At 61.3% G+C, this 19,667-nt stretch carries 31 protein-coding genes and 2 pseudogenes; 7 read left to right on the forward strand and 26 right to left on the reverse strand.

Annotation, left to right across the window (positions count from 1 at the left end; translation table 11 throughout):
• Positions 1 to 45: 45 nt before the first annotated feature.
• From C450_RS23585 to C450_RS23600, 4 genes and pseudogenes are all read right to left on the reverse strand, one after another.
• Entirely contained in the window at positions 46 to 279 is a 234-nt protein-coding gene (locus C450_RS23585) for a winged helix-turn-helix domain-containing protein (RefSeq protein WP_394324924.1), read from the reverse strand.
• Entirely contained in the window at positions 237 to 395 is a 159-nt protein-coding gene (locus tag C450_RS23590) for a winged helix-turn-helix domain-containing protein (protein WP_394324925.1), read from the reverse strand. The genes C450_RS23585 and C450_RS23590 overlap by 43 nt, the downstream gene beginning before the upstream one ends.
• Positions 396 to 461, reverse strand: a pseudogene (locus tag C450_RS23595) (hypothetical protein); the annotation flags it as partial.
• Between the two features lie 60 nt (positions 462 to 521).
• Positions 522 to 731 (reverse strand): helix-turn-helix domain-containing protein, encoded by a 210-nt coding sequence (locus tag C450_RS23600; RefSeq protein ID WP_080510358.1) that lies wholly within the window; start codon positions 729 to 731, stop codon positions 522 to 524.
• A 47-nt stretch (positions 732 to 778) separates the two neighbouring features.
• Between C450_RS23600 and C450_RS20190 the strand changes: the two are divergent.
• Together C450_RS20190 and C450_RS20195 are read left to right on the forward strand one after the other, a co-directional pair.
• Positions 779 to 1,412: pseudogene (locus tag C450_RS20190) on the forward strand (transposase); the annotation flags it as partial.
• Positions 1,413 to 1,535: 123 nt separating this feature from the next.
• Positions 1,536 to 3,848 carry a thermonuclease family protein gene (locus C450_RS20195; RefSeq protein WP_005047031.1) on the forward strand — a complete coding sequence of 771 codons (2,313 nt, stop codon included), beginning with the start codon at positions 1,536 to 1,538 and terminating at the stop codon, positions 3,846 to 3,848.
• An 18-nt stretch (positions 3,849 to 3,866) separates the two neighbouring features.
• Here the strand turns inward: C450_RS20195 and C450_RS20200 are convergent, their stop codons facing one another.
• The 10 genes from C450_RS20200 to C450_RS20245 all read right to left on the reverse strand — a co-directional run bounded on the left by C450_RS20200 (position 3,867) and on the right by C450_RS20245 (position 7,585).
• Positions 3,867 to 4,283 carry a type II toxin-antitoxin system VapC family toxin gene (locus C450_RS20200; protein ID WP_005047034.1) on the reverse strand — a complete coding sequence of 139 codons (417 nt, stop codon included), beginning with the start codon at positions 4,281 to 4,283 and terminating at the stop codon, positions 3,867 to 3,869.
• Positions 4,280 to 4,507 (reverse strand): type II toxin-antitoxin system CcdA family antitoxin, encoded by a 228-nt coding sequence (locus tag C450_RS20205; protein WP_005047037.1) that lies wholly within the window; start codon positions 4,505 to 4,507, stop codon positions 4,280 to 4,282. The genes C450_RS20200 and C450_RS20205 overlap by 4 nt, the downstream gene beginning before the upstream one ends.
• A 41-nt stretch (positions 4,508 to 4,548) precedes the next feature.
• Positions 4,549 to 5,394: a transcriptional regulator TbsP gene (gene tbsP, locus C450_RS20210; RefSeq protein ID WP_005047038.1), complete on the reverse strand. Its 846-nt coding sequence runs from the start codon at positions 5,392 to 5,394 to the stop codon at positions 4,549 to 4,551.
• 149 nt (positions 5,395 to 5,543) lie between these two features.
• A complete protein-coding gene (locus C450_RS20215) occupies positions 5,544 to 5,969 on the reverse strand; it encodes an HVO_A0114 family putative DNA-binding protein (protein WP_005047047.1) in 426 nt (141 codons plus the stop codon).
• 2 nt (positions 5,970 to 5,971) lie between these two features.
• A complete protein-coding gene (locus C450_RS20220) occupies positions 5,972 to 6,250 on the reverse strand; it encodes a toxin-antitoxin system TumE family protein (protein WP_005047050.1) in 279 nt (92 codons plus the stop codon).
• 60 nt (positions 6,251 to 6,310) lie between these two features.
• Entirely contained in the window at positions 6,311 to 6,547 is a 237-nt protein-coding gene (locus tag C450_RS23120; RefSeq protein WP_005047052.1) for a hypothetical protein, read from the reverse strand.
• Positions 6,548 to 6,550: 3 nt separating this feature from the next.
• Positions 6,551 to 6,862, reverse strand: coding sequence for a hypothetical protein (locus C450_RS20230; protein WP_005047055.1), 312 nt, complete (start codon positions 6,860 to 6,862; stop codon positions 6,551 to 6,553).
• Positions 6,859 to 7,071, reverse strand: coding sequence for a hypothetical protein (locus C450_RS20235; protein ID WP_005047057.1), 213 nt, complete (start codon positions 7,069 to 7,071; stop codon positions 6,859 to 6,861). The genes C450_RS20230 and C450_RS20235 overlap by 4 nt, the downstream gene beginning before the upstream one ends.
• The gene (locus tag C450_RS20240) at positions 7,068 to 7,328 is read right to left on the reverse strand and encodes a hypothetical protein (protein WP_005047058.1); all 261 of its coding nucleotides are present in this window, start codon (positions 7,326 to 7,328) and stop codon (positions 7,068 to 7,070) included. The genes C450_RS20235 and C450_RS20240 overlap by 4 nt, the downstream gene beginning before the upstream one ends.
• On the reverse strand, positions 7,325 to 7,585 hold the full coding sequence (locus tag C450_RS20245; protein ID WP_005047059.1) for a hypothetical protein: 261 nt from the start codon (positions 7,583 to 7,585) through the stop codon (positions 7,325 to 7,327). Before C450_RS20245 ends, C450_RS20240 begins: the two co-directional genes overlap by 4 nt.
• A gap of 457 nt (positions 7,586 to 8,042) precedes the next feature.
• Between C450_RS20245 and C450_RS20255 the strand changes: the two genes are divergently transcribed.
• Together C450_RS20255 and C450_RS21225 are read left to right on the forward strand one after the other, a co-directional pair.
• Positions 8,043 to 8,267: a type II toxin-antitoxin system HicB family antitoxin gene (locus C450_RS20255; RefSeq protein WP_338035765.1), complete on the forward strand. Its 225-nt coding sequence runs from the start codon at positions 8,043 to 8,045 to the stop codon at positions 8,265 to 8,267.
• A 43-nt stretch (positions 8,268 to 8,310) separates the two neighbouring features.
• Complete coding sequence (locus tag C450_RS21225) at positions 8,311 to 8,532, forward strand: type II toxin-antitoxin system HicA family toxin (RefSeq protein ID WP_080510363.1); 222 nt, start codon at positions 8,311 to 8,313, stop codon at positions 8,530 to 8,532.
• Between the two features lie 14 nt (positions 8,533 to 8,546).
• Here the strand turns inward: C450_RS21225 and C450_RS20260 are convergent, their stop codons facing one another.
• The 10 genes from C450_RS20260 to C450_RS20300 all read right to left on the reverse strand — a co-directional run bounded on the left by C450_RS20260 (position 8,547) and on the right by C450_RS20300 (position 15,071).
• On the reverse strand, positions 8,547 to 10,379 hold the full coding sequence (locus tag C450_RS20260; RefSeq protein ID WP_049910573.1) for an MBL fold metallo-hydrolase: 1,833 nt from the start codon (positions 10,377 to 10,379) through the stop codon (positions 8,547 to 8,549).
• A complete protein-coding gene (locus tag C450_RS20265; RefSeq protein WP_005047080.1) occupies positions 10,376 to 10,693 on the reverse strand; it encodes a helix-hairpin-helix domain-containing protein in 318 nt (105 codons plus the stop codon). The genes C450_RS20260 and C450_RS20265 overlap by 4 nt, the downstream gene beginning before the upstream one ends.
• 26 nt (positions 10,694 to 10,719) lie before the next feature.
• Complete coding sequence (locus C450_RS22210; protein ID WP_161606988.1) at positions 10,720 to 10,857, reverse strand: hypothetical protein; 138 nt, start codon at positions 10,855 to 10,857, stop codon at positions 10,720 to 10,722.
• Positions 10,854 to 11,318, reverse strand: coding sequence for a hypothetical protein (locus C450_RS20270; protein WP_005047082.1), 465 nt, complete (start codon positions 11,316 to 11,318; stop codon positions 10,854 to 10,856). Before C450_RS20270 ends, C450_RS22210 begins: the two co-directional genes overlap by 4 nt.
• The gene (locus C450_RS20275; RefSeq protein WP_049910575.1) at positions 11,315 to 11,494 is read right to left on the reverse strand and encodes a hypothetical protein; all 180 of its coding nucleotides are present in this window, start codon (positions 11,492 to 11,494) and stop codon (positions 11,315 to 11,317) included. Before C450_RS20275 ends, C450_RS20270 begins: the two co-directional genes overlap by 4 nt.
• 139 nt (positions 11,495 to 11,633) lie before the next feature.
• Complete coding sequence (locus tag C450_RS20280) at positions 11,634 to 12,155, reverse strand: hypothetical protein (protein ID WP_005047084.1); 522 nt, start codon at positions 12,153 to 12,155, stop codon at positions 11,634 to 11,636.
• 347 nt (positions 12,156 to 12,502) lie between these two features.
• A complete protein-coding gene (locus tag C450_RS23125) occupies positions 12,503 to 13,285 on the reverse strand; it encodes a hypothetical protein (RefSeq protein WP_005047086.1) in 783 nt (260 codons plus the stop codon).
• Positions 13,282 to 13,758 (reverse strand): SWIM zinc finger family protein, encoded by a 477-nt coding sequence (locus tag C450_RS20290; RefSeq protein ID WP_005047087.1) that lies wholly within the window; start codon positions 13,756 to 13,758, stop codon positions 13,282 to 13,284. Before C450_RS20290 ends, C450_RS23125 begins: the two co-directional genes overlap by 4 nt.
• Before the next feature lie 305 nt (positions 13,759 to 14,063).
• Entirely contained in the window at positions 14,064 to 14,318 is a 255-nt protein-coding gene (locus C450_RS20295) for a hypothetical protein (RefSeq protein WP_005047088.1), read from the reverse strand.
• Between the two features lie 150 nt (positions 14,319 to 14,468).
• A complete protein-coding gene (locus C450_RS20300) occupies positions 14,469 to 15,071 on the reverse strand; it encodes a hypothetical protein (RefSeq protein WP_005047090.1) in 603 nt (200 codons plus the stop codon).
• Between the two features lie 355 nt (positions 15,072 to 15,426).
• Between C450_RS20300 and C450_RS20305 the strand changes: the two genes are divergently transcribed.
• On the forward strand, positions 15,427 to 15,834 hold the full coding sequence (locus C450_RS20305) for a hypothetical protein (RefSeq protein ID WP_005047091.1): 408 nt from the start codon (positions 15,427 to 15,429) through the stop codon (positions 15,832 to 15,834).
• A gap of 361 nt (positions 15,835 to 16,195) precedes the next feature.
• Here C450_RS20305 and C450_RS20310 read toward each other — a convergent pair whose 3' ends face one another.
• Both C450_RS20310 and C450_RS20315 read right to left on the reverse strand, forming a co-directional pair.
• A complete protein-coding gene (locus C450_RS20310; RefSeq protein WP_005047092.1) occupies positions 16,196 to 16,462 on the reverse strand; it encodes a hypothetical protein in 267 nt (88 codons plus the stop codon).
• Between the two features lie 69 nt (positions 16,463 to 16,531).
• A complete protein-coding gene (locus tag C450_RS20315; RefSeq protein ID WP_005047093.1) occupies positions 16,532 to 16,699 on the reverse strand; it encodes a hypothetical protein in 168 nt (55 codons plus the stop codon).
• A 213-nt stretch (positions 16,700 to 16,912) separates the two neighbouring features.
• Between C450_RS20315 and C450_RS20320 the strand changes: the two genes are divergently transcribed.
• Together C450_RS20320 and C450_RS20325 are read left to right on the forward strand one after the other, a co-directional pair.
• Positions 16,913 to 17,845: an ATP-binding protein gene (locus tag C450_RS20320; protein ID WP_049910577.1), complete on the forward strand. Its 933-nt coding sequence runs from the start codon at positions 16,913 to 16,915 to the stop codon at positions 17,843 to 17,845.
• 118 nt (positions 17,846 to 17,963) lie between these two features.
• Positions 17,964 to 18,422 (forward strand): hypothetical protein, encoded by a 459-nt coding sequence (locus C450_RS20325; protein WP_005047097.1) that lies wholly within the window; start codon positions 17,964 to 17,966, stop codon positions 18,420 to 18,422.
• Positions 18,423 to 19,667: the final 1,245 nt, after the last annotated feature.

Consider the following 19,667-nt stretch of genomic DNA (forward strand, 5'->3'; position numbering starts at 1 on the left):
GGAATCGTGACCGTGCGGTCGAACGACCACATCCGTTGAGAGTTCTCAAATGGCTGTGGCCACGCTTCGTCGAAAGAAGCCCAGTACGATGGGATCATCCTCCTCGGCCTCGTGATCGTCCTCGCCGAGCGCCTGGCCGAGGCGCTCGGCGAGAATCTCTTCGGCGTCGGCAGGCCGACGCGGATCCATCGGGCGCGGCTTCGCGTAGTTCATGCCGGCAGCTCGAAGCTTCCGGCTCAGGTGTGCTGGGTGGTACGTGACGCCGTAGCGGTCTTCGATGAGCGNGGATCCATCGGGCGCGGCTTCGCGTAGTTCATGCCGGCAGCTCGAAGCTTCCGGCTCAGGTGTGCTGGGTGGTACGTGACGCCGTAGCGGTCTTCGATGAGCGAATGAATCGCTCGCGGCGTCCACGGCTGGCCCTCTTCGAGGATGTCACAGAGTTCGTCGAACTGCTTGTTGGTGAGCTTCGGCGGCCGTCCGCCGCCGAAGCCCGGACGGAGGCCCTCGACGCCTCCTTCGTTCTACGCGCGTGCCCACCGCCGCGTCGTGGATCGGGAGATCCCGACGCGGTCGCCCGCTTCCTCGCGCGTATCGCCTGCGTAGAGATTCTTCACGTAGCAGAGCCGCCGGACGAGACGCGTCTCGTCCGCCTTCTGAGCGTCTGCAATCGCTCGATCAAGCTCACCTCCCGACAGATGCCTCACTAACAGACCACGCCGATTGTTCTTCATCACCGTAGAGAGGCGCTCTAAGGGGTCAACTCTTTCGCAGACCACTCGCGGACACCTACCTCTTCGACTCGTGGTTCGCCCACGACTCGGACCTGATCAAGCACGTCGAATCCTACGGCAAGGACTGGATCGGACCNGCGCGTCGATGCGCTGGAAGAGCGCATCGACAAAGTAGAGCGAGAGATCGACGAGGAAACGTACAAGATTTGGACGAGGACGCTACCGATCTCGAAGTTAGGTGAGGTACGACTGGTAATCGCCGAGAAAGTCACTGACAAGGACGAAGACAACCCGGTCAAGTACCTCGCAACGAACAAGATCGACGCTCCCTCTGGCCATCTCATTCGGAGCTATTCGTACAGGTGGCGAATCGAGACGTTCTTCGAGGACTCGAAGCAGGATCTCGGCCTTGGAGGCTGCGAGGTACGCGATTCTGAAGGTGCCAGTGACGACTGGCACCTTCAGATGCTGACCTACAGTCTCCTTCGCCTTGGTCCCGAATCGAGCGTCTCGGAGCGACTCGTCTCGAAAGCCTCGTCGCTCCGAGCGCAGCTCGAACACGGTCTCAAAGAGGCGATCTACAACATGTTTTCGTGGGTGCGCGACCAGCCAGATCACGATCTCGACGGACTGATGGAGGAAATCGACCATCTCTTCCTCCATTCTGAGGGGAGTTTATGAACGTGCAGAGCCGAGTCTCCTATTGAGAATCGTCAAGATCAATTTTGCCAATGTTTCCAGCACTATATCCTACAACACAAAATAAAAAATGATTCCATTTGTCGTCTGGTGTATGGATGTGTCATGCGACGACGAACCTTTCTGACCACACTGGGAACGACCGGCGCTGCGGCACTCTCCGGAGTCAGCGCAGCGACCGCTCAAGAACCGGTGGCGTCCGACGGAACGATACGGCCCCTCGTGTTCGACTCAACCGCGAGTCTCCTCAACGGAAACAAGGAACCCCTGACCGATGACTCGCTGATCGCGGTATGGGCTGAGTCCCCCGCCTACAACGGTGATGCGGACGGCAACGGCGATGCCGTCGTTTATCCCGATGATGTACCGATGCCGTTGATCACCAGCGATGACGGCGTTGTGGGTTTCGGCGCGCCGATCGGCCAGAGCGACACCGATTTCAACTACGGCAACGAGGAGTTCCTACTCAATATCCTCGATGTCGAGACTGACGGCCCGGCTGTCGTCTTCGACGAGGGGCACGGCCAGTTCTACGATGCCGAGAAATTCAGCGGGTTCATCGGCTACGCCGAAGCGAACGGGTATGAAATCGCTGCGACGACGGACATCGCTGCCGACCTCGCAGGAGCCGATGCGGCGATCATCACCTCGCCTGCGGACGCTTTCTCGGCCGCCGAACGCGACGCGCTCGCGGCGTTCGTCGCAAACGGGGGCGCACTGTTGCTGTTTGGTCAATCGGATTTCAACAACTACGACACGACGGCGAACCTCAACGCGATCGCCGACGCCATCGGCGCAAACTTCCGGTTCAACGACGACCAGGTGTACGATCCTGAGAACAACCTCTATGCACCCTTCGTACCGGTAACCTCGAAGTTCAACACGGCGTTCGACTACTTCGCAGACCGCGAAGGACTGGGCCTCGAACTCGATCCCTCGAAGACCTATACCGTCGAGGTGGTTGAGGTCACCGATGGCGACACGGTCGATGTCCGATTCGAGGGCGGTCAGGAGATAGCTATTCGGGTACTGGGAATCGACACGCCCGAGACCGGGAGTGCGACCAGTACCGAGCGTGCCGAGGAGTGGGAAGGCATCGAATCGTATGACTACCTCGAAGCCGCGGGCAATGCGGCCACCGCGTTCGCAAGGGGTGAACTGTCGTCCGGGGAGACCGTGGAACTCAGCTTCGACGCGAACGAACCCGTTCGCGACGAGTTCGGTCGCGTGCTTGGCTACCTCACGTACGACGCCGATGGTTCGGGGGATCGCGAGACGCTCTACAATCGACGGGTGATCGATGCAGGCCACGCCCGGGTGTATGATTCTGGGCTGGCTCGCCACGATGACTTCCTTGCTACAGAACTCAACGCCCGTGAAGTCGGTCGAAACGTGTGGTCCGCAAGTGATCCAGCGACCTCCGAGCCGATTCAGAACGATTCCGTCGAGGAACTCTTCGTCCCGCTGGCAGCCGCTATTGAAAGTACGAGTGGTGATCTGAGCGGGCGCGTACCCGTGCGTGCCGAGGCCACGGCCTCGATGCCGAACGCGCCGCTCGTCGCGGTTGATGACGACGCTGGGATCGCAATGGTCGGGTCATCGTTCGTCGATGAAACCTACGAAACTGCCGAGGGATATCCGGTCGATACGAGCGACTATGGCAATTACGTGTTCTTGACGCACTTGCTTTCACGGGCTGTAGCTGCCGCTGGCCGCGGACCACCCCTCCACGCCGGTCCTCCGGATCACGCTGGGCCTCCCGATACCCCTGGCAACGGTGGTCCTCCACCCCATGCAGGACCGCCAGATAACGCGGGACCGCCGGATCACGCAGGTCCGCCAGACAGGGATGACGCCACTGAGTACGGCGAGGCCCCGGTACTCATCGATGGCGGACACGGCCAGTTCGCCGCGAGCTACGCGCTTTCGGCCGAAGATGCCGCCTACTATCTGCGGTACCTCGAAGGGGTCGATATCGCGTTCGAGGGCGTCAATCAACCCGCGACGAGCTTCGGTGCCGAGCTACTCGGAAAGGCCCGATCGCTGTTAATCACTGCGCCCGCTGAGGCCTACACCGAGGCCGAACTCGATGCTGTGCGCACGTTCCGTGACGATGGCGGTGCCGTGGTCCTGCTCGGCGGGGCCGTCCCCGAGACGGCTCGGACGAATCTACACACGATCGCCGAAGCCCTTGGATCGGACCTCCGTCTTAGTGGTGCGGTGACCGACGCAACGAACAATCTGAACGGGAACCCGTCAGTCCCAATTACGTCGAACTTCGCGGAACGATTCAACCTGTTCGACGTCTACACTGGCGAGACGGAGTATGGAGGCAAGAAAAGTAACCCCGGTCGCAGCCGTGGACGGAATCCTGGCCGTCGTCCTGACCGTGGTCGTGGGAACGATCGCGGCCACTGAAACGGTCGTAGATCGTCTTCACCTGATAAGAACATCAATATCATCGACAGCGACATCGGAGGGTGCGTGGTCGTGAATGCCGCCGTCCGTCGTAACGAGCGTCCGCCCGGTCGACGCGGCGGCCGCGACGTGGCCGGCGTCGTAAACTGTGAGCGACGTGTTCCACGCCGTCTCATAGACGCGAGCAATCCCGCCGACATCCTGCAATGAGAGAAGCTCGATCTCATTGCGAAGGTCGGCTAGCTGTTCAACGAGGAGATCGGCGTCATCGCGTGAGAGACGCTGTTCGTGGGCGGCGATCCGGTAGAGGGTATTTGCGACCTCGAAGAATCCGAGTTCAAGCACGGCGTGTCCAAACGCCTGATCGTCTTCGCCATCGAGGAGAAGCTTCACGACGGCACTGGCATCGAGCAGAAATTCATCGCCCTCGCTCATCGAGCATCCTCGTCACGGCTCTTGCGAACGGCCGCAGCGATCTCGTCGTCCGAGAGGTCGACATCGAGTGCGCTGATGCGGTTGCGTCGCTCATCCATCCGTTGTCGTCGGCGACGGCGGACCTCCTCGGCGAGTGCCGACCGCATGACTTCACTCTTGTTCAGGTCGAGTTCGTCGGCCTGCTGCTTCAATTCGTCCGGAACTCGGATACTCACCGTTGTCATACTCTAGCCGTATGTACGAGGCGAGTATAGATAAATGTGTGCTACTCCGTGGCCGAATCGATCACATCCCGGCCGGCCTCGGGAAGATCACCCGCCTCGACGTCGCGCAGCCGATCGTCGAGCACCAACCGCTGACGTGGCCGGCCGATGTCGATCGGCACCTTCTCGGTCGTGAGTAGTCCCTGGTCTTCGAGTCGATTTTTCGTCCGCGAGAACGTGGCCTTGCTGGCGAGACCGACATCTTCACCCCACCGCGAGAGGTCGTAGTGCTGGAGTTCGTGTTTCGCGCCCGCGAGAAGGACCAACTCAACCTCGTCGAAGCGGTCATCATCGGTCGTCCTGTAGCCGTTGCTCCGGGTGGTCTCGACCGCATCGAGCATGGCCTGGTAGTCGGCCTCGACCGCGGGATCGATCTCGTCGCCGAGAGTTTCGTAGACCCGCGACCGTGGTGGCGTCCGAAGGTCGAAGGGTTCTGCGGTCTCCCATGCTTCACTACACCGCTCGCGCATGCTGTCGACGAACTCGGGGTCGTCGGTCGCTGGCCCGGCAGTTTGCTCGTCGGTCGACAGGATCGAAGCGACGGCATCCGCGGTCACCACCATCTGATTGGCGAAAGACCCGTCGGCCACCCGAAGTGAGAGCGTTTCAGCGGCGAGTAGATCCGCAGCGGTGCTGGCGAGGTGGAAATCTCGGCGGAGCCACTTCGCTACGGTTTCCGTCACGAGAAGGCGGACTGTCGGCGGATCGTCGAGGCCGGCGAGGGCGTTCACGAGTGCCGCCGCCGGTTCCTCGGCGAGACCGGCGGCGAACACGTCGCTGGATGTGGACGCATCCGCGAGGTGTGCTCGATAGACTTCCGCAGTCGTTGGCGCGACGTGAGAAGGCATTGTTGTATAGACCAGGCCGCCAGATCATTTACTTTTTGGATGCTTTCGGCAGAAACGGGACGCAGGAGAGCGATTCGCCTATCCGCCCCATCGCCGACAGCGTAGCCCGTCGCCGGGCGATAAGGGGTAGCCTTCCCAGCCCCGGCGAGTCAAGCTTCAGCAGGCTTCGGATCGCCATCGCCGGTGTCGCCCCATCGGAACGAAAGATCGACCTCTGTGGCTCCTTCTCGGAGGATGGGCTTCTTGCTCGCCCCCTCGGATACGAATTCGACAACTCCGAGCGATTCGAGTTCGTTTAGGTTTCGATGGACATCGCTGTAGTCGCGGTCAACGGCTGCCGCGGTCGCGCGGATGCTCGATGGCTGTTCGGTGGCGATCGCTTCGACGAGTTCGAGATTCGAGCGACGCATGAGACGCTCGACCTCGCCGAAGCTCTCGAAGTTGAGGATGAAGCGCTCGTCCTGTTCGATAGCTGCACCGGTCTCGCCGGCCTCAGCTCGGCGCAGACGCTCGCGGGCGGCCGCCCGGTGGTCGTCGGCCTCTCCGAACGTGATTTTGAGTGTGTTCTGGGTCATGGTTAGGGTAGATCCGTGATTTCATCCAGAAACCGATCCCGGAGTTCCAGCATCCCAGGGAAGTCGATTTCTTTGATGTCGTCGGGTGTATGCTGTTCGTGCCGGCCCGGCGTCCGGTTCTCGTTGTCATACCGAAGGATGGTGCCACGGTCATCAGTATAGCCGTAATGCAGCGCGTACCGGTAGCCACTCGGGAACTGAGAATCGTCCGTGCGGAGTATCTTCCGCCGGATTACCCGTGTTCCGTCACGCTCCTCCTCGTCTTCGATGACCGTGACCATCTCTACCCTATGGTACTATCCCCATCAGCATAAGACTATGGGCGTTCCCCCATCAAAGAGTCAGAGGGGTGCGGTGGAGTACCCCTGCTGCACCGCCTCGCGGCGCGTCGACGCTAATTTCTCCTCCAGGTAGGGCACGAGCGGTGTGAGCTCGCGAAGACGATTGTCGGCCTCGAACCCATCGCTCTCGGTCACTGCCGCCACCGAGCTTGTGGTGTCGCTCACGCGCTCGCCGTCGCACGGCTCAAACGCTGGTTCGGCGTCCGTGTCAGTATCCAAAATCGGATCGGTGCTCATGATTCAAGCCCCGCGTTGCTCGGCGAGATACGTCGCCGAATACTGGTACTCGGCCAACTTGTCCTCGTGGCGTTCGCGCCGCCTGCGCGCCTGCTCGCGCTCCTTGTCGGACATCTGCACCCACTTCCAGCAGTGGTGAAACGCGAGTGGGGACGTTCGGTGGTCGCACTCCGTACACCGTCCGCGGTGATCGGGCGGGAGTCGTGGGTGCTCAATCCGCTCGATCTCCTCGCTGCCGCACTCGGGGCACCGCGCCTCGGGAAGCGCCTCGATCTCCGGCTCTACCTCCGTAGGCCGGGACTCTCGCGCGGTCATCGATCGTCGACCTCCTGCGCGCCGACACTCTCTAAATCGCTCTCGCTGAACGTTCCCCACTCCCAGTCTCCGCGCGTCAGTGGTGACCGAACGCGCCCGTAGTAGACGGTTTCGGGCGTCTCGCGGTCGGTGGAAAACGCCTGCCACTCCCATCCCGGCGCACGTTCGGACACGAACACGGCGATTGGGTCGTCTTCGTCGTCGGTCATTGATCGCCACCGCCCTCGCCGGGAACGAACACGAGTTCGTCACCGTGGTCGCTGTACTTGTCGAGTCGCCACCCGTCGGCGTTCGCGGCGCGAACCAGCCGGAGTACCGTCACCATCGCGGGCGCTCCGTTGCGAATATGGATGCGGATACGCTTGCCGTCGTGATGCGGGCGCGGCTCGGATTCGACGGTGTAGCGGTCGCGGTCGGTGCGGTCGGCGGCGAAGTCGGGGAGTGCCTGCTGATCGTCGTCGGTCATCGGCCGCTCTCCAACTGCTGGCACTCTGTGCAGTGCTCGTTGGCGTTGTCCGACCGTTCGCTCGTGTATCGGATGTGTACGCCGCACGAGACACACCGCACGCGCTCGCGGTCAAGCGGTCCATTGTAGGCAATTGCACGCTCGGTGTGGACGCGCTCGGGAACCGGCGACTCGGGTTCGCAGGGGGCGCTGGCGATGGTGCCGCTGGTCGTGACCGATGCGTCGGATTCAAACCGTTGGGTTGCGTTTTCGATCATGGTTGTCTGCCCAAAAGACAGCCAGCCCGCGCGTTGTAGCGCGCGGGCACTTCCTTTCCGCTCGAAAGTGCCCCGAGGGGCCGGTCTGTCTCTACCTATGCGTTATAGAGCTATGGTGATAAAGCTACCGATTGCGTTATTGAGCAAAGGTTAAATGCGTGCCGGTCGTTGGTGTAGCCATGCCCGAAGACAGGGAATCGGAAAAACCTCGAAATAACGCCGGACAGTTCGTAAAAACCCGTTCACCGGACGATGTGTATAGTGCGATGGACCCAGCAGAGCCATACACGACCGGCGAGCTTGCCGACGCGCTCGGATGGCCCCAACGGTCAGTGTATCAGGCCCTCGATGACCTAGCCGATGATGGTGAGATACGGAAGAAAAAGACTGGCCCGCGACAAGCGATTTGGATTCGGCCGGGGGAATAATTATGAGCGCAGGACTCCGCCGAATCAGGTTGACTGAGAATCCTGATGGGTGGTGGACGGCCTATGACGAAGAGGCCGAGGCGGTCTCGCAGGGACCCACCCGTGAGGATGCCCTCGAAAATCTCGATGAAGCAGTCAAACTCATCGAAGAAGAGGACTATGGGCGTGAACCAACTGAGGAGGAACTGCGTGAGTGGGGTATCGATGTGGAGGAATACGGGACTGGCGGCGATCTCCCCGAGGTCCTGAAGTAGGTGGCTCGGTGTGGTCACACGCGATTTCTCCGGCTACGACGTGATGAAGGTCTTGGTCAACAAAGGGAATTTTGAACGGACACGGGTTCGTGGCGATCACGTGCGGCTCGAATGGGTCCATCCCGACGGTTCTGACGTTGAAACCCGCCATGTGACGGTTCCGCTCCATGACCGAGTTCGGGTCGGGACTCTCCGTCAGATAGCTGAGAATGCAGGCGCAAAGGAGTTCGATGCGTTCTGCCGATGGGTTGACCGCAATCGGTGACTTCAGAGTCGGTATCAGGAGTTAGTGACCGTCTTGTGGCTGTTTTCGATTTCATCGCGAACGATACGGCGTATCTCTGCTTCCGAGGGGCTGGTATCGTTCCGAGCGGCGGCGAGGTCTTCGCTCATCGCGGATAGCTGCTCTTGGAGAACTTCGATTTTCTCGTGAGCGGAGAGATCGTCGGCGGTCTCGAAGTTCTCGGGCGAGAGTGCTGGCGTGTCAACGTCGATATCGCGCGAGACGGCAATCGGCGTGAGCATCCGGCTGCGTGTTGCCTGTTGGATGCTCTCGACGTTCTTGGCGAGATGAGTCGCAAGGTGGCCCTGTGCGTACTCCGGGCCGTGAATGAGCGCTACCGTCTCGGGGCTCACAGTTCGGACGAACTCTAAAAGGCCGTGCTGGGCGGCGTGGCCACTCAACCCGTTGATCGTACTCACCCAGTCGGCAGGGATCGTCGCGCGGGTAACCGGCTTGCTCTTTCCGTCCTCCTCGACAGTTGTCCGCACGATGTTTGAGACAGAGGGCCAGTCGGTGCCGAGCGGTTCGCTGTCCACGGTATAGGTGAGTTCGTCCTTCTCAGCCTTGCGTTGGTCTTGGAGCACGCGCCCGGTGGTGTTCTGGGCCTGATAGCCGGTGAGAAAGACGTTCGCGGAGCCGAAGCGGGCGGCGAACTCGGTGAGATACCGCGGGGAGTTGCCACCAGTAAGCATCCCCGACGGCGCGATGATGATCGGGACCTTGCCACCCGAGCGGGCCGCGTCGGTGAGGATCGCCCGCCGGTCGCTGTCCGAGCTCGGAAAGGCGGTGCCGTCCGGCAGGAACGGTTTCGAGGTACCAGACTCGACGCGATTCACGATCGATTCGTCCATATAGCTTGCGTCGGTGGCGAACTCGTGGTAGATGTCGATCGCCTCCTGGGCCATGCCATCAACGACGAGTTGGACCCGATCTTGAATGTCGTCTGAGAGCGTGTGCAGCCGATTAGCGAACAGGAGCATGAGCATCTGGGCGCGACCGACTGCGAAGGTGGGGATAAGGACGGGTTCGCCGGACTGGACCGCACGCTTGGCTGCGTCGTAGAGGCTCGACTGTGCATCACTCATTGCGGTGTGGCTGTGGAGCGACCCGTAGGTGGATTCGAGGACGAGCAGATCGGCCTGCGGTGGTGCGGTGATGTCCGGGAGGTGGGGTGCGCGCCCGCCGAGGTCGCCCGAGAACACGGTGCGATAGCCGTTGGTCTGAAGCATCAACCATGCCGACCCGAGCAGGTGGCCGGCGTTGCCCATCTGGAATACCAGCGGGTCCTCGTCGGGGATGGGCGCGAGGGCTTCGACGCGGCCACCGCCGTACTCGACGGGTTCGAAGCGCTCGAATACGTCCTCGACGTGGCTCTCGACGTACTGCTGTTCTTCGCCCGCATGACGGCTTTCGCGGCGATGAATCTTCAACGAGTCTTCGAGCAACGTTTTGGCGATTTCGATGGTGGGTGGGGTGGCGATGATCGGCGCGTCGTCGGCGAGCAACCCGCGGGCTTCGAGGATTGGCAGGCCGCCGGAGTGATCGATGTGAGCGTGGGTGAGGAAGACTGCACCGATGCTACCGGGTTCCAGCCCACGAAAGTCGGGGAATGAGTCGCCGGTCCCCTGATTGAGTCCACAATCGACGAGGGTGGTGCTGAACTCGGTGTCGACCTGGTAGCAGCTCCGTCCGACCTCTCTCGCGCCGCCGCGGGGGGTGACAGCTATCGGGGTCTCGGTGTCGATCTCGATGTCGGCGTGTGCAAGCGGGTCGAACGTTTCGTCGGCGTCGGCCGGCAACCACGGCATTTCTTCGTTGACTCCGCTCATCGTTGTTCACCCACCTTGTGGTTGTTCACCTCGGCGATGATGAGACGTGCGCGCCGTTCACCGATTTCATCGATTGTCAGCAGGTCCTCGCGGGTGGCGTCGGCGAGGTCTGCGATCGTCTCGTAACCTTCGTCGGGGAGGCGGTGGGCGAGCGCTGGTCCGACGCCGTCGAGGCTGGTCAGATCGGGTGACTGCTCGCCGTTGCTGTCGCGCGCACACATTGCAAACGGCGGGCGGTCGCCGACTGGTACGCCCTCGTCTTCGTCGTGGTCGTCTGACTGTTCTGTCGTGGTGCGTGGTTGGTTGTTTGGCATGTTGATGCTTTTCGGTGTTGGTATTGCTATTGTTGAACGCCCCGAAGCCCTGTCGGTCGAAGATCGTGTTCGTGGTGGGTGGCGGACGCCTCCATCATCGTCGAATCCTTGGCCTCGACCATCGGGCCACAGATCGCACACTCGACACGAATGACGCCTTTCATCGGTCGGCTTGCTCGACGTGGATCGTGACGTTGCCGGTGTCGTAGTCGGCCTCGACAAGCTGGACCTCGTAGGCGTCTGCCTGGACGGCGGCGCGGTAGGTCCATTCGAGCGCGTGGCCGTCGTTCGTGAACTCCGGTCGGCCGTAGTCGCTCTCCCCGACGATTTTCCCGCGTACGACCTTGCTGTTGTAGAACACGGTCGAAATGTAGGGCGCGCTCTGGGTTTCGATCTGTGCCTCGGTGGTTTGTGGGACTGCGACCCGTCGGGGATCGTCGTCGACGAAGGCTTTCGCGCGCTCGACACTCCCGGCGATCTGGCGGGTGCGCTCGCCCGATAGAACATTCACGGGAACCGTGCGCTCGGCGTGGGCTTCCGAATACAGCACTTCCTCGTACGTCCGCGTTCCTCGAATAGCTTCGTCCCCGAGCGGTGCGTCCGCGAATGCGTCGGTGTCGCTCATAGGCCGTCCTCCTGGCGGGCTTGGCGGCGGGCGTCACGCTCGGCTTGCCGGGCGTCGGCGCGAACGTGCTCGTATTTGAGTTCGCAGGGGGTCGAACAGAACCGGCCGCTGAAGCCACCGCCGCCGCGGGGTTCGTTGCTGCACGAGAGGTTCCGACACTCGTCGCGGTCGGTCATTGATCGGCCTCCTCGGGTTTTGAGACGAGAATCGTTCCACGCGAGCGGCACCACGCGAGTCCGTATCCGTCGGAATCAAACGATACGGGATGAGTGTCGTCACACTGTGAGCACTCGTATGTTTGGCGTTCGCCGTGGCTCATGCTTCCTCCGTGGTGCTCTCGCCCGCGATCTCGAACGGGTAGAACGTCGCGTACGTACCGTCGGCGGAAGCGTCCTCGTTGACGAGGGTCGTCGAAGGGCCGGTCGACGCGTTGACGTGGATGACACCAGCAGGCCGGCCTTCGCCGCCGGGGAACGTCGCGGGAGCGAACTCGCACAGCGCCTTGATGATTCCGTTGCGGAACGCCGCCCCGTTCTCGCGCTCGTTCAGGTCGCGGTCAAACCGTGTTTCGTGGGTGTAACGGGAAAGCACCTGCTCGATCGAGAGGCCGTAGCGGTAGGTCGCGCTCGGCTCAGGGGCTTCGTCGGTGGGCGCGGTCGTGAACGTCTTCGGGTCGCCGTTGTCCCAGCGCGTGCGGGCTTCAACCGCGCCGTCCGCACGAACGACGAGCGCCCAGTCACCGACCGCGTGAACCGTCTCGCCGTCGGCTTCGCTGGTCGGTTGGTGGTCGGCAGGCGATGCGTCGGATTCAAGTCGTCGGGTTACGTTTTCGGTCATGGTTGTTCTCCACCGAGACAACCAGCCCGCGCGTTGTCGCGCGCGGGCACTTCCTTTCGTGAAAGTGCCCCGAGGGGCCGGTCTGTCTCTACTTCACCGTATGCACTACACCTACTTTAATGTTTTACTTCGGGGTTGTACTCTGAGTCTTACGTCGTTCGGTTTCGGTGCTCACAAGGCGCTGAAGCCGGTGGGATGGGCGTGGTGGTGCGCCACGCGACTGTGCTTGTCATAATAGTCCAGTTCCGAAGCCGCTGAGACCGCTGCTGTCGTCCGTACAGCGGTGCTCGTCTGGTCTTCTTTCGAGGGGGTGATCTCCTTGAACCGACGGGCTGGGTCGGGGGCAGTTAGTGACCGTGGTTGGGAAGTTCGGGATCGGCGAGCGCGAAGCCATCAATGCGGGCGTCGAAAGTGAGTGTGGCGGTTGCGACCACCTCGCCGGGTTCGTCGGCCTCGCCGTCGCCGGGCGGACCACAGTCTTCGCAGCTAACCCAGCGGAGCGACCACTTGTCTGTGTCGCGGACACGGGTCGCGTACACGACCACCGTATCAGGGTCTTTGTCGTCGAGGTCATGCTCGCGGTGACCGTCAGTCAGCCGCCGGTTGCACGAATCACACGCGGCGCTGCCACCGGGGCCACCGACGGGCGTGCCGGCGAGCATCGCCGGGGTGAGCGCGTCGTCTTCGTGGTCGTCCTCGACGCGGCCACCGTCGGCGAGCGCTCGGGGTGCCTCGTCGTCCGCAGCCGTGTTCGCGGTGGGTTCGTCGGCTCGGTCGTCACTGCCGGCGTGGGTTTCGGGGGCGTCGTCGTCGGATTCGTCGGTCTCAAATAGGCATTGGCTGGCGGCGCGTTCGCCCGTGAGTGTTTGCTGGTCGTCCTCGGTGTCGGCGAACAGCGAACCCTGCTCGCCCGCGTCGGCCGACGTGGCTTCCGGGCGATCGTCCACACCGAAGGTGGTAGCTTCGGGCTGGTCGATCTGGCTATCCCGCTCGCGGTGATCCACGTTCGCGCCGAACGCTTCCAGCGATGTTTCGATACTCTCCTCGGCGGCTTCGATGCCGTCCGTCTCGCCGTCCTCGCCGACCGAAAAAGCGTACTGCTGGGTGATGGTCGGGGTGTCGTCGCTCATGCTGCCAGGACCTCCTCGACGCGCTCTTTCTTGTCGGGGCTGATCCCGAGCTGGCCGATAGCTTCGATAGCGGACGCGCCGGGGTTGTTCGCGGCGAATTGTTCGACACGCTCGGCGAGCGTCTGACTGTCGTCGGTCTCTGTCTCGGTATCGGCGTCGGTGTCGTCGGTCTTGTCGCTCGATTCGACACGAACACCGTCAATGTCTGGGATTTCGCCGGTAACGAACGCGACTCGGTGGGCGTGTTTGCACCACGATCCGCGCTGGCCGTCGGGACACGTACACGATCCATCCGACGGGTCCACCGTGTAGGTGTTGCCCGACCCACTGAGCACCGTGTATTTGCCGTTGTCGCCGGCTGCTTCGACGTGGAAGAAGCTATCGAGCGCACGGGTAACACGCTTTGCGACCGCCTCAACACCGCGTCGTTCGTCGTCGGTACGTTCTTGACCGTTGGGTTCGTAGGCGTTCATGGTTTGTCCGTTGAAACAAACCGGCCCGCGCGGTCTGAACGCGCGGGCACTTTCCTCGTTGGAAAATGCCCCGAAGGGACCGGTCTGTCTCTACTTCATCGTATGCACTACACCCACTTTAATGCTTTGCTTCGGGGTTGTACTCTAAGCCTCATGTCTTGCAGTTTTGGCATTCACAAGCCGCTGAAACCGGTGAGTTGGGCGTGGTAGTGCGCCACGCGACTGTGCTTGTCATAATAGTCCATCGCCGAAGCCGCTAAGACCGCTGCTGTCGGCGGCTAATCACCGAACAGACAGAGGTTCGGTCACACAACGATCTTCCCGCCGCGTTCGTACCATTCCGCTTCGACTGGAATAACGGCGTCACAGTAGCCGCACCCAATAGTTCCGTCGTCGTGGTGCTCGAAGGTCTCCGAAGACGCGAGACACCACGGGCAACAGTCGTCCCCGCCACGTTGATCGGGTGGCGCGAGATTCGTCCTCGCGCTCGACGAAGAAGGCTGTTCGGTCGTGGGCGTGTCACTGAGTTCGTCGTCGTCGGTAAGCGTGGTTTGGTGCATGGGTGCCTCCGAAAGCGATCGAACCCGGACAGCTATCGCGCGCCCTCCCGTCGCCAACAGATACCGCACAGTCCGCGCGTGACCGACCGAGGCGCAGCCGGGTCGTCGTATGTGGTGTCGTCCGTTCCGCAAATCGCACAGTTCATCGGCCTACTCCTCGGGGTAGGCGATGCGTCCGGTCCACGTCCGCTGTGCGTCACGCGAATGGGCTTCACCGTCGACCCGGAACGAACCCGTCGCACCGCAGGACTGGCACTCGTAGAACTCCTCCCACTTCTGATTATTACTGTCCTCGGTCGCGGCGATCATGGCGACCTCGAAGCGCGACCCGCAGGACTGGCATTGTCGTTTCTCGCCTGCGCCCTCGACTTCATCGCTGTAGTGTGCGACCTCGTGGCCCCAATGATCGGCCTGGGGATGGTCGTGGTCGTGGTCCGTTTCGTCGGTCGTCTCGTCGGTTTCGATGACCGTGCCGCCGTCGGTGGCGATTTGCTGGCCGATCTCCGCCGCAGCTGCTACCGCGCTCGACCGCACGAGTGGGCGGGTTTCGATCTCGTCTTGATGGACACAATGGCCGTTGAACTTGTGGCCTTTGCAGGAACAGCGAACGACCTCACCCGCACCGTCGACGAACACCGAGTGGGCGCGGTCGGATTCGGGGCGCTTGACGTTGATAACGCCGTTGTGGCAAACCGTGGTTTTGAGGCCGATGCAACCGGATGTTTCTTGACCGCTGAGTTCGTTCGTCGTCATGGTTTGTCCGTTGAAACAAACCAGCCCGCGCGGTCTGAACGCGCGGGCACTTCCTTTCGTGAAAGTGCCCCGAGGAGCCGGTCTGTCTCTACTTCACCGTAAGAGCCCCATCCACTTTAATGTTTTCCTTCGGGTTTATACTCTGAGGCTCACGTCCCACGGTTTTGGTGCTCACAGTCCATCCAAGCGGCTGAGACGGGCGTGGTGAGACATCACGGACCGGCACTTGTCATAATAGTCCAGTTCCGAAGCCGCTGAGACCGCTGCTGTCGTCCGCACAATAACCTATATACTTCGGCTATAGCCCATAGGTTTCCACCAGAGGTTTTAACTCTATGGACGTTGTAGAGAGGGTATGGCATCAGACGAAGACGAAACACGAACCAACAAAGCCGGACGAGAAATGGACAGTGAAGGGCGCTTCGTGCAGAAATTCGACAAAGAGGACGTGATGAAAGTCTTCGATATGGTGGAAGGGCCGGCGATCGTGGCGGGCGACGTGGCCGAAGCATACGATTCGCAGGCTGAGACCGCACGGCGGCGGCTCCGCGAGTTGTACGCCGACGGTCGGGTGGACAAGCGCAAGGCGCGCAAGCGAGTGTTGTGGTGGCGTACGGACGAGGACGGGCCGGATGTGGCTGACGTACTCGCGGGGAACGATCCCGAGACGATCCTGAAACTCCTGTCGCTCAATCTCGGCGAAGCGATTACCGTGGGCGATACCGTCTACGAAAACGGCAGCCAACATCCTATCGAGGACTAAACCACTCCTCTTCTGTCCGGCAATAGTCCAAAACCGGGCAAAGGCTAACTTAGAGTATAAAGCCGAAGGTAAAATTTGAAGTGGGTGTAGTGCATGGTATAGATATGGCCGAGGAAGGCCGTGGGAGGTGAATCAGGAAAAATGCCAGAATGTGACCGATGTGGATTCTCACGCACGCAGTACGAAGGCGCTCGGTACTGGTCTGGAAGCTGGACCGAACGCAAGCAGGGCGGGCGTGAGGTGTATCACACTCTCTGCAACGACTGCCATCGGGAAGTCGTCAGAGGGAACTAGCGCACCGGGCGCTCAAATTTATTTCGGCGTTCGGCGCTGTATGCGCCATTCGATATTGGAGGAATCGTTATGCAGTCGGTGCAGGCGCTTCGAGCGTTTCGGTGTCGAGTTCACTTTTTTCCATCGTCACGCGCTCGACCACTGGCTCGCCACTTTCGAGGATGAACAGCCGGTCATGTACGAGGTTCCCGTCTTCATCGCGACCACGGGAACGGAATGCGAAGGCATTGGTGTCCCCGTCAGCGAAGTGCTGGACTCTCACCGTCCAATGGTTGTCCCATCGTTCGGTCGCTTCGGCTTTCAGCCGGTCGATCTTCGCATCGAGGCTCGACATAGCGATCTATTACGAGGTGAGATACCTATGCGTTACGGCGTTCATCGGCTTCGAATCGCTAACCAGACCTTACAGGTCGCGCGCCTGCACCGTCTTACGATCGTTGTCCTGCGCTCGCTGCGCGGCGTCTGCGAGCAGGTCTTGGACTTCGCTATCGAGAACGTCGTAGAAATCCGCCGACACGTTCTTGTCGTCCAGTGCATCCTTCACACCTGCTTTGACGATGGTATCTGCCATGCGTCCGCTCGAAGCGGGGATCGGTACTTGAACGTGTCTATTTTCGTGCGTCTCGGCAGCTCTGGCGTGCAGATTGGCCCGTAGCACCCTTGTACCGCAAGTTACTCCGTACTAAGAACTTAGTCCTCCGCATCGAGTTCTTAGGTCTGAGGCACAAGTATTTGGTGCTGAGTACCCCGTACTATTACGGTGCTAGGGCATACACTGGATGGCATGGGCATAATTTCAGAACAGATCGACCGCCTCGAACCGGCAATGCTCCAGTTCGGCGAAGCGCTCGGTGGATCGCCCGACTCGGTGAAAGACCTTCCATTCAGCGAAGAGGCCGACAAAGATGGGATGCCTGAAGCGTTGTACGTCCGCCATGACCAAGCGATGATCCACAACCTCACAGTCGCACTACTGAACGGCCACCACGTCGGTCTCATCAGTTCGTATGGCACGGGAAAGACCGCGCTCCGCGAGATCGTCCGGCGCGACCTCGGTGAGCATCCAGAGTTCGTCATTGGCTATCTCGACAACGCTCACGAGACGACGCCGCGCGGACTGTACGCCACGGTCATCCGGGCAGCGCTCGATGCGGATTATGACCTCGACGCTGACGAGTATCGCCAACTCCGCGAGGGTGTTCCGTGGGTCACTGACGAAGCGAAAGCAGCTGTCCGCGACCTCGCCGAACAGGTCGAAGCCGACGACCGAACACTCTCGCTCGTCGTTGACGAGATCGAGGACTTCCCGACCGAGTTGTTGCCAGTGCTCCAGACGGTCGCCGATGCTGGCGTCCGACTGTTCCTGATGGGGACGCCTGCGGGACAGGATCGCCTCGAAGAAGCCCGCGACACGCTCGACTCGCGAATTCGATACCACGAGGGTATCAAGCCGTTCGACCACGAGGATGTGGCCGAATACGCCGCGCGCTCACTCACGTATTTCCGCGGCGAGGAGTTCAACGGTCAGGGACCCTCGCCGTTCACCGAGGACGCTATCGAGGTGATCCACGAGCGGACGGACGGCAACCCGCGTGACGTGCGCCTCGAATGTGCTGATACGCTGGCGAAGGCGGCCATTGCGTGGCACCAAAACGAACATGATGTCGAGGACTTCCAGATCGACCGCCGACTCGTCACGAGTACGGTCACGTCTTAGGAGCAACATTTACCATGCCACAACACGCACTAAGAACTACGTGCTCCGTACTCCGCACTGAGTACGCGGTACTAATTCACGGCTCGACACCCTCCACGCTACAACAGGACCCACATCGATGACAGAAACCAACGACAGTGACACCGACACCGACGATAGCGGCGATCTCGGCGGCGTGCTTGGTGAGGTCGGCCTCGACTACGGGGACGATGAAGCCGGCGACACGCCGGAGAGCAACGAGACGGATTCTGAAGGCGAAGCCAGTGATTCTGATCCACCACAGGCGTCCGACGACTCAGCGGACGCTGACGAGCAATCGAGTGATGAATCGGAATCAGGATCGGGAGCGGACGATGGCCCGTTCGCACCGGACCCCGGAATGCAACTCACGAAATCGTTCGGGACGAAACTCACGCCGCCCGAAAAGGAGTTCATCGAGTTGTACGTCGAGTTCTCCGACGAGTATGACAACCCCGGCGCGTTCTTGCGTAAGTTCGTGAAGGAACTCCGCCGAGAGTACGGTGAAGAGGTGATGCGGCGAAAAGAAGCACTCGAAGAACTCAAAGGGGGATTCTGAAATGGGCCGGAGAGAGCGTCACCTGCGATACCGTGGGCGTTCGCGGCACCGACGACTTGCAGAATGGGGTCCCCGTGGCGTGCGCTGTCGGTCCGGAGATGTATATCATGTCCTCTGAACGCCGAAACCGTCGCCAATGCCACTCAAGAGGCAGGATCAAACAGCGCTCCGAGAGTGGCGGCGGACTGTGGGGGACCGTGCTCATTCCTCGTGCGCTCTCTCGGGGGCCAACCGACGGATAAGACAGCCATCACATACTCCGTACTCCGTACTCCGTACTCCGTACCCCGCACCGCGTGTTGCGTGCGTTCTCCCCCGTACTGCGTGCTCGGTTCTCCGCTATTTCGTACTGGTGTCTCGCTATCCCGTGCTGAGAACGGCGGACTGAGTGAGCGGTACGGAGATCGGCATACTCCGTCCTCGTCACGGCGTCCGTAGTGCTCTGCGTTCAGGTGGCGCGTGTGGCCGCCCAGTGCGCCGCTGTGGGTGCCCAGCGTGGAAACGGGTGTCCATCCCTCCATCTCGCTCTCTCGCCGTTTCTGGCCCCGCTGCTGGCGGAGATATGAGTCCCACGCTGCTATGGTGCTCTTGCCTTCCGACGACAGCCACTCCGCTGGCCCGGACCCCGAGCGTGCGTCCCCGTGCTGAGGACCCTGCTGCTGCCCTCCAACGATCTCCCCACCGCTGCTGACGACCGCTGCTCCGCTGGTGCTATGCCGACCCGCACCGCTGCCGCACTGGTGGGACCCCGGTTCTGCTGATACTGCCCGGACCCCGGCTTTGTCGTCACGTTACTGTGCTGTCGCACTGCTGTTTTTTCAGTGCTGTGCTGTGTCTCTCACCTGTTGGCCCCCCAGTCTGTCGTCACTCACCCGGCCCCGGCCATGCTGATACTGCTGGACATCCAGGACTCGCGGTACTCTCATCAACTCGCTGCTTCGCTCACTCGGCCCCCGGTCATGCTGACACACGCTTCCATCAGCGGTCAGTTGCTGCGCCACCTCGGCCCCCAGTCTGTCGTCACTCAATCACCATCACTCCATACTCAGTGTCTCGCCTGCCGGCCCCCGGTCTGTCGTCACACTCATCCATCATCGGTGTTCCACTCCCTGGCTTCTGCTCCTGCTGGCTCCTCAGCTGGCACCATCAGCATTCTGGCAGGTCCAGTCAGTGCTTGCTTCACTCGGCCGGGGTCCCCACGTCGTCGTCAGTCCTCAGTTCGTAGTTCTCAGTTCGTAGTTCGCA

This window comes from Halococcus salifodinae DSM 8989 (assembly GCF_000336935.1).
GTDB lineage: Archaea > Halobacteriota > Halobacteria > Halobacteriales > Halococcaceae > Halococcus > Halococcus salifodinae.